The sequence below is a fragment of the Roseateles sp. P5_E11 genome, assembly GCF_054049355.1.
The window spans coordinates 1-8,113 of sequence record NZ_JBFUMO010000247.1 but is presented as its reverse complement, the minus strand read 5'-3'; the positions used below and the strand labels follow the sequence as shown (position 1 = coordinate 8,113).

The window sequence follows — 8,113 nt, the reverse complement described above, 5'->3', positions numbered from 1 at the left end:
GGCATCAGGCGCTGGATGATGAGGGGCTCTGCCTCATCGCTCTTCTTGCGCTTGATGGTCGGGTCCAGCTCCAGGGCGCGCACCAGCCAGGTCAGGCCGCCTTCATCGACAAGACCGAAGTCGCCTGCGACTTTGGGCGGGTTCAGACCGAAGCGCACGACATGGCGCGACACCGTGCGGCCGGGCTTGCCGCGGCTGCCCTTGACGAACACCGGCGCCGGCACCAGTCCTTCGACCTCAGCATCGTCACGGTTGGCGACGATGACGGACTCGCGACCGAAGATGCGCGCCTTGGCACGACCATAGGCAGCCATGTCGCCATGCCAGTCGAGGTGGTCCTGGGTCAGGTTCAGCACTGCACCGGCCGTGGGTTCGAAGCCGTTGACGCCGTCGAGCTGGAAGCTGGACAGCTCCAGCACCCAGACCTCGGGCAGGGTCTCGAACACCGGGCCGCGCGGTGGCGGTGGGTCAATGGGCAGCGGCGTGTCCTCGTCAGGAAGAACCGCGGCCTCTTCGGCCGTCTCTTCGACGGGAGCGTCCACAATCGCCTCGGCAATGGCTTCAGCGGGCGTTTCGACCGGCGCCGGATCGGGCTCCTTGGCCAGGGCCTCGGTCAGCGTGTCCAGCAGCGTCGGGCCGATATTGCCGGCGACGGCCACGCGCTTGCCGGCACGCTCGACGAGCAGGCCGGTCATGCAGGTCGTGGTCGTCTTGCCATTGGTCCCGGTGATGGCGAGCACGGCGGGTGCGTAGCCGTGCTGGGCCTTCAGCGCGGCCAGTGAATCAGCGAACAGATCCAGCTCGCCCCGCACTGCGGGGCCGTGGGCGTAAACAGCCGCCAGGCGCGCATCCAGCGGCGACAGGCCTGGGCTCTTCAACACCGAGTTGAAGCCCGCCACCATCTCCGCCGTCAGCTCGCCGGTGATGAACTGCGCCGACTCGCCCAGTGCTGCGCGCTGCGGCGGCTGCTCTCGAGAGTCCCACACGGTCACCTTCGCGCCGAAGCCCGCGCACCAGCGCGCCATCGCCAGGCCGGAGTCACCCAGGCCCAGCACGAGCACGCGCTGATCGAGTAGTTGCGGCAGGTCCAGCTTCATGCGGTCACCGCAGCTTGAGGCTGGCCAGGCCGACGAGGCACAGCAGCATCGTGATGATCCAGAAGCGGATGACGACCTGGGTCTCGTTCCAGCCGCTCTTCTCGAAGTGGTGGTGCAGCGGCGCCATCTTGAAGATGCGCCGGCCCTCGCCAAATTTCTTCTTCGTGAACTTGAACCAGCTGACCTGCAGCATCACGCTCAGCACTTCGGCCACGAAGATGCCGCCCATGATGCCGAGCAGGATCTCCTGGCGCGTGATGACGGCCAGCGTCCCGAGGCCACCACCCAGCGCCAGCGCGCCGACGTCACCCATGAACACCTGCGCGGGATGGGCGTTGAACCACAGGAAGGCCAGGCCTGCGCCAGCCATCGCGGCGCAGAAGATCAGCAGCTCGCCGGCGCCCGGGATGTAGGGCAGCAGCAGGTATTTGGAGAACACCGACGAGCCGGTCAGGTAGGCGAACAGGCCCAGGGCGGAGCCGACCATGACGACCGGCATGATGGCCAGGCCGTCCAGGCCGTCGGTGAAGTTGACCGCGTTGCTGGTGCCAACGATGACGAAATAGGCCAGCGCGACGAAGCCCCACACGCCCAGCGGCATGCTGATGGTCTTGAAGAAGGGGATCAGCAGGTCGGCCTTGGGCGGCAGCTCGGTCGAGAAGCCGCTGGACACCCAGCGAAAGAACAGCTGCACGACGCCGAGGAATGACGTCTCCGACACGCTGAACGCGAGATAGAGGGCGGCGAACAAGCCGATCAGCGACTGCCAGAAGAACTTCTCGCGGCTACGCATCCCTTCCGGATTCTTGTCAACGACCTTGCGCCAGTCGTCCACCCAGCCCACGGCGCCGAAACCCATGGTGACCAGCATGACGACCCAGACGAAACGATTGCTCCAGTCGAACCACAGCAGCGTCGACACGCCAATGCCGATGAGGACCAGCACGCCGCCCATGGTCGGCGTGCCGGTCTTGGCCAGGTGGGTCTGCACGCCATAGGCACGCACGGGCTGGCCGATCTTCATTTCGGTCAGGCGGCGGATGACCCAGGGCCCGAAGGCCAGGCCGATCAGCAGTGCGGTCATCGCGGCCATCACGGCGCGGAAGGTGATGTACTGGAAAAGGCGCAGAAAGCCCAGGTCGGGGTAGAGGCCCTGCAGCCACTGGGCGAGGCTAAGCAGCATGGGCGTCTCCGGTTTGTAGGGCAGCGACCACTTGTTCCATCTTCATGAAGCGCGAGCCCTTGACCAGGGTCTGGGCCACGCTGGGTTGTTCTGTGAGTGCTGCAACGAGCGCGGCCGTGTTGTCGAAGGCACGGGCGCCCGGGCCATAAGCCGCTGCGGCGTCACGGGCAGCGCCGCCGGCCGTCCAGAAATGGGCGATTCCGCGCTCGGCCGCATAGGCGCCCACCTCGCGGTGGAAGGCCGGGCCGTCGTTGCCCACCTCGCCCATGTCGCCGAGGATCAGCCAGCCCTCGCCCGGCATGCCGGCCAGCACGTCGATGGCGGCGCGCACGCTGTCGGGATTGGCGTTGTAGCTGTCGTCGATCAGCGTAYGGCCGCGCGCATCGGTCTTCAGTTCCGAGCGGCCCTTGACGGCGCGGAAGGCTTCGAGGCCTTGGGCAATCGAGGCCAGCGGGGCGCCTGCGGCCAGCGCGCAGGCGGCCGCCGCCAGCGCGTTGCGCACGTTGTGCTCGCCGGCCATGTGCAGCGCGACCGGCGCGGTGCCTGCGGGCGTGTGCAGCTCCAGCGCCCAGTGCGTACCGATCCAGGCTGCGTCGCCCGTCACGTCGGCCTCGCCACGCAGCGCAAAACTCAGGTGCGGGCGCGAACCGGCCAGCTCCAGCCAGATCGGCGCGCAGGCGTCCTCGGCCGGAAAGACGGCGCAACCGCTGGCGGCCAGCGCCYCGATGACCGYGCCGTTCTCGCGCGCCACSGCCTCGACSGTGGCCATGAATTCCTGGTGCTCGCGCTGCGCGTTGTTGACCAGGGCSACCGTCGGCTGCGTCATCGCGGCCAGCGGTGCGATCTCGCCAGGGTGGTTCATGCCCAGCTCGATGACGGCGGCGCGGTGGCTGGTCTCGTCGTCGTGGCGCAGGCGCAAAAGCGTCAGCGGCACGCCGATGTCGTTGTTGTAGTTGCCTTCGGTAGCCAGGGCTGCATCGCCGACCCAGGCGCGCAGGATGCTGGCGATCATCTGCGTCGTCGTCGTCTTGCCGTTGCTGCCCGTGACGGCAATGACGGGCAGTTGCTGCTGGCGGCGCCAGGCGGCGGCGAGTTGGCCGAGGGCCGCTTTCGCATCGGCGACAAGCAGGCCCGGCAGGCCCGCTTCGGCCAGACCGCGTTCAGCCAGCGCGGCGACGGCGCCCGAGGCCTTGGCTTCGCTGAGGAAGTCGTTGGCATCGAAGCGTTCGCCGCGCAACGCGACGAAGAGGTCGCCCGCCCGCAGTGTGCGCGTGTCGCTGTGCACGCGGGCAAAACCGGTCGCACCGTCGCCGATCAGAGTCGATCCCGGCAGCAGCGCCTGAGCCTCGGACAGCGTCAAAAACAGGTTCACAGACCTGCCCTTTCCAGCAACGCCGCGCGCGCTTCGCCAACATCCGAGAAGGGCCGGCGCACGCCATTCACTTCCTGATAGTCCTCATGACCCTTGCCTGCAATGAGCACGATGTCGCGCGAGCCGGCGTTCATCACCGCGGCCCGGATCGCTTCCTCACGGGCCTCGACGACGATGGCTTCGGGCGCAGCGACGGCGATGTCGGCCATGATCTGTGCCGGCGCTTCGGTGCGTGGGTTGTCGGTGGTGATGACGACGCGACCCGACAACCGGGCGGCGATGGCACCCATCTGCGGCCGCTTGCCGCGGTCGCGGTCACCACCACAGCCAAACACGCAGACCAGCTCGCCGCCACGCGCCTGGGCCAGGCCGTGCAGGGCGGACAGCGCCTTGTCCAGAGCATCCGGTGTGTGCGCGTAGTCGACAACCACCTGGGGCAGCTCCCGGCCATTGCCGACACGTTGCATGCGGCCCGGCACCGGCGTCACGCGGCCCAGCACGCGCGCCACGTCGGCCAGGGCAGCACCTTGGGCGCGCAGAGCGCCTGCCACGCCGAGCAGGTTGGCCGCGTTGTAGTCGCCGATCAGGCTGGTCTGCACCGGCATGGCTTCCTCGCCCTCATGCAGCGTGAAGGCCAGGCCCTCGCCGGTGTAGTGCAGGCCACGGGCCGACAGGCGCGCGTCGCTGCGTGCGACGCCGGTGGTCCAGACATCGAGGGCGACCAACTCGGCGGCGAGGGCCTCGCCTTGCGGATCGTCAAGATTGATGACCGCGGCGCGCAGGCCGGGGAAGGCGAACAACGCACGCTTGGCCGCCCAGTAGGCATCCATCGTGCGGTGGTAATCGAGGTGGTCCTGTGTGAAGTTGGTGAACACCGCCACGCGCACGGCGCTGCCTGCCAGCCGCCCCTCCACGATGCCGATGCTGCTCGCCTCGATGGCGCAGGCCGAGAAGGCCTCGTCGCGCATACGGGCGAAGGCCGCCTGCAGCAGCACGGGGTCTGGCGTGGTCAGGCCGTTGTAGTCCAGCTTGGGCGGCTCGCCGATGCCCAGCGTGCCGACGACCCCGCAGCGCTTGCCCAACTGCGCCGAGGCCTGGGCGATCCACCAGGCCGACGAGGTCTTGCCATTGGTGCCGGTGACGGCGATGACGTCCAGCGTGTCGGTCGGCTTGCCGAAGAAGGTGGCGGCGATCTCGCCGGTGCGGGCCTTCAGTCCAGGCAGCGAGGCCACACGCGCATCGACAAAGCCGAAGCGCTCGACATCGGCCTCTTCAACCAGGCAGGTGGAGGCGCCGGCTTCCAGCGCCGCCGCGACAAACTCGCGCCCGTCGCGTGCATAGCCGGGCCAGGCGATGAAGGCATCGCCGGGGCGGACCTGGCGGCTGTCGGTGCGCAGTGTGCCGGTGCACCATTCGGACAGCCAGCGAGCGGCGGCATCGGGGGACTTGAGGCGTGTCAGCATCAAAAGCTCTCTTCGACCGCGACGGCCTTCTGGTTGGCCACGATCTGGCTCTTCACGTCCAGGTCGGGCGGTACGCCGAGCAAACGAAGCGTCTGGGCGGTGACTTGGCTGAACACCGGGCCGGCGACCTTGCCGCCGTAGTAAACGCCCGCGGTCGGCTCGTCGACCATGACGGCGACGACGATGCGTGGCTTGCTGATGGGGGCGATGCCAACGAACCAGGAGCGGTATTTGTGGCTGGCGTAGCCGCGGCCTTCCTGCTTGTGGGCCGTGCCGCTCTTGCCGCCGATGCTGTAGCCCGGCACCTGCGCCTCGGGCGCCGTGCCGCCCGGGCCAGCGGCGGCCTGCAGCATCAGGCGCAGGTCCTGCGTGACCTTGGGTGAGAACACGCGGATGCCGGCGATCGGATGGTCGTGCGGCTGGCGCAGCATGCTGACCGGGACGATCTCGCCGTCGCGCGCGAACACCGTGTAGGCCCGCGCCAGCTGGAACAGCGACGCCGACAGGCCGTAGCCATAGCTCATCGTCGCCTGCTCGATGGGCCGCCAGGTCYTGTAGGGACGCAGCTTGCCGGTCACCGCGCCGGGGAAGCTGATCTGCGGCCGCTGGCCCAGGCCGATGGCCGTGAACATCTCGTGCATCTCGCGCGGCTGCATCTGCATCGCGAGCTTGGTGGCGCCGATGTTGCTGGAGAACTTGATGACCTCGCGCACCGGGATCACGCCATGCGGCTTGGTGTCGCTGATGACGGCGCCCTGGAAGGCGTATTTGCCGTTGCCGGTGTCGACGAGACTGTCGGGCGTCGTGCGGCCGGTCTCCATCGACAGGCCGGCGATGAAAGGCTTCATCGTCGAGCCGGGCTCGAAGACGTCGGTCAGTGCGCGGTTGCGCAGCTGCTCGCCGGACAGGTTCTGGCGGTTGCCCGGGTCATAGCTCGGGAAGTTGGCCAGGGCCAGCACCTCGCCGGTCTGCGCATCCAGCACGACGACGGAGCCGGCCTTGGCCTTGTTCTCCGCCACCGCGTCGCGTATGCGCTGGTAGGCGAAGAACTGCACCTTGGAGTCGACAGACAGGTCGATGTCGTGGCCGTTGGCGGCGGGCACGACGTCGCCGATGTCCTCGACGACACGGCCCAGGCGGTCGCGCACGACCGAGCGCGAGCCGTCGCGACCCTGCAGCTCCTTCTGGAAGGCCAGCTCGATGCCTTCCTGGCCGCGGTCCTCGGCGCCGGTGAAGCCGACGACGTGCGCCGCGGCCTCGCCCTCGGGGTATTTGCGGCGGTATTCGCGGTCCTGGAACACACCCTTCAGACCGATGGCCTTCACGCGTGCGGCGGTCTCGTCGTCGGCCAGGCGCTTGAGCCAGACGAAGCGGGTCTCGGGGTTGAGCTTGGCCTCCAGCTCCTTGTTCGACAGGCCCAGGGCCTTGGCCAGCGCGCGGCGCTTGTCGGCGTCGGCATCGACTTCCTTGGGGATGGCCCAGATCGACGGCACGGCCACGCTCGCGGCCAGCACCTGGCCGGTGCGGTCGTTGATGCGGCCGCGGCTGGCCGGCAGCTCCAGCGTGTGGGCGTAACGGGCCTCGCCCTGCTTCTGGAAAAAGTCGGTGTTCAGCACCTGCACCCAGACGGCTCGCGTGAGCAGGCCCAGGAAGGCCAGGCCGACGAGAGCGACCAGGAAGCGCGAGCGCCAGGGCGGCGTCTTGGACGCCAGCAGCGGACTGGTGGAATAGCTGACGCCACGACCCGAGCCGAGGGCGCGTGCGCCGGACTTGTTGGCCTTGCTCACTGGGCGACTCCCGACGCCACCACGGCCGGGCTGATGACGCGCATGCCCAGGCGCTCCCGAGCCACCTGTTCGACGCGCAAGTTGGTCGCCTGCGCATGGCGCTCGGCGGCCAGGCGCTCGGCGTCGGCAGCCAGGCGCTGACCCTCGGCCTTGGCCTTGTCGCGCTCGGCGAACAGGCGGCGCGACTCGTAGGCGCTGTGCACGAGGACGACGCCACTGGCCAGCACGGCCAGGATGAGAATGAAATTGACTTTCGCCACGTCAGCGCCTGGAGGTGACGGGCGGCAGCGGCGCGTCGGTGCGCTCCGCCACACGCAACACGGCCGAGCGTGAGCGCGGATTGGCAGCCACCTCGGCATCACTGGGCTTGATGCGGCCCAGCGCATTCAGGATCAGCGGCGCGGCTTCGGCGAACGGCGCGCGGCGGTCGAACACGGCCTTGCTGCGCTCGGCGATGAACTGCTTGACCCGCCGGTCTTCCAGAGAATGGAAGCTGATGACGGACAGCCGGCCGCCTGGCGCCAGCAGGCGCAAAGCGGCGTTCAGGCCCTGCTCAAGCTCCTCAAGCTCGCCATTGACATGAATCCGAAGGGCTTGAAAGGTGCGGGTCGCCGGGTCTTGGCCGGGCTCGCGGGTCTTGACCGTGCGAGCCACGAGTTCGCGCAGCTCGTCGGTGCGCGTGAGCGGCGTGCCGGCTTCCCGGCAAGCAACAACCGCCTTTGCAATCTGTGAAGCAAACCGTTCTTCGCCATAGTCTCGAATCACTCGTGCAATGTCGCGCTCGTCGCCACGGGCCAGGAAGTCCGCCGCGCTCTGGCCGCGCGTCGTGTCCATGCGCATGTCCAGCGGGCCGTTGAAGCGAAAGCTGAAGCCGCGCTCCGGGTTGTCGATCTGAGGGCTGGACACACCCAGGTCCAGCAGCACACCATCCACCTGATGAACACCCAGCGCTGCCAGTTGCTCGGCCATGTCGGCAAAGGCGCTGTGGACGATGGAGAAGCGCGGGTCGGTGATGGCCGCCGCGGCGGCAATCGCCTCGGGGTCGCGGTCGATGGCGATGAGGCGGCCTTCGGGCGCCAGCCGGGCCAGCAGCGCGCGCGAATGGCCGCCGCGGCCAAAGGTGCCGTCCACGTAGACGCCGTCGGGCCGCGCGAGCACGCCGTCGACCGCCTCATTCAGCAGCACGGTGGTGTGGCTGAACTGGGCGCTCT

Annotated in this window: 7 protein-coding genes; all 7 read right to left on the bottom strand. The window is 68.6% G+C overall.

Annotation, left to right across the window (positions count from 1 at the left end; genetic code table 11):
- Positions 1 to 1,097 (bottom strand): Mur ligase family protein (locus ACXJKR_RS17885; RefSeq protein ID WP_457323965.1); only part of this gene is annotated, 1,097 nt, incomplete at its 3' end.
- A gap of 4 nt (positions 1,098 to 1,101) precedes the next feature.
- On the bottom strand, positions 1,102 to 2,280 hold the full coding sequence (gene mraY, locus ACXJKR_RS17880) for a phospho-N-acetylmuramoyl-pentapeptide-transferase (RefSeq protein WP_056202895.1): 1,179 nt from the start codon (positions 2,278 to 2,280) through the stop codon (positions 1,102 to 1,104).
- Positions 2,270 to 3,652 (bottom strand): UDP-N-acetylmuramoyl-tripeptide--D-alanyl-D-alanine ligase, encoded by a 1,383-nt coding sequence (locus ACXJKR_RS17875; RefSeq protein WP_457323964.1) that lies wholly within the window; start codon positions 3,650 to 3,652, stop codon positions 2,270 to 2,272. Before ACXJKR_RS17875 ends, mraY begins: the two co-directional genes overlap by 11 nt.
- Positions 3,649 to 5,115: a UDP-N-acetylmuramoyl-L-alanyl-D-glutamate--2,6-diaminopimelate ligase gene (locus ACXJKR_RS17870; RefSeq protein ID WP_457323963.1), complete on the bottom strand. Its 1,467-nt coding sequence runs from the start codon at positions 5,113 to 5,115 to the stop codon at positions 3,649 to 3,651. The genes ACXJKR_RS17875 and ACXJKR_RS17870 overlap by 4 nt, the downstream gene beginning before the upstream one ends.
- Positions 5,115 to 6,902: a peptidoglycan D,D-transpeptidase FtsI family protein gene (locus tag ACXJKR_RS17865; protein ID WP_457323962.1), complete on the bottom strand. Its 1,788-nt coding sequence runs from the start codon at positions 6,900 to 6,902 to the stop codon at positions 5,115 to 5,117. The genes ACXJKR_RS17870 and ACXJKR_RS17865 overlap by 1 nt, the downstream gene beginning before the upstream one ends.
- Positions 6,899 to 7,162, bottom strand: coding sequence for a cell division protein FtsL (gene ftsL / locus ACXJKR_RS17860; RefSeq protein ID WP_056202886.1), 264 nt, complete (start codon positions 7,160 to 7,162; stop codon positions 6,899 to 6,901). Before ftsL ends, ACXJKR_RS17865 begins: the two co-directional genes overlap by 4 nt.
- A 1-nt stretch (position 7,163) precedes the next feature.
- A complete protein-coding gene (gene rsmH, locus ACXJKR_RS17855) occupies positions 7,164 to 8,087 on the bottom strand; it encodes a 16S rRNA (cytosine(1402)-N(4))-methyltransferase RsmH (protein ID WP_457323966.1) in 924 nt (307 codons plus the stop codon).
- Positions 8,088 to 8,113 lie beyond the last annotated feature (26 nt).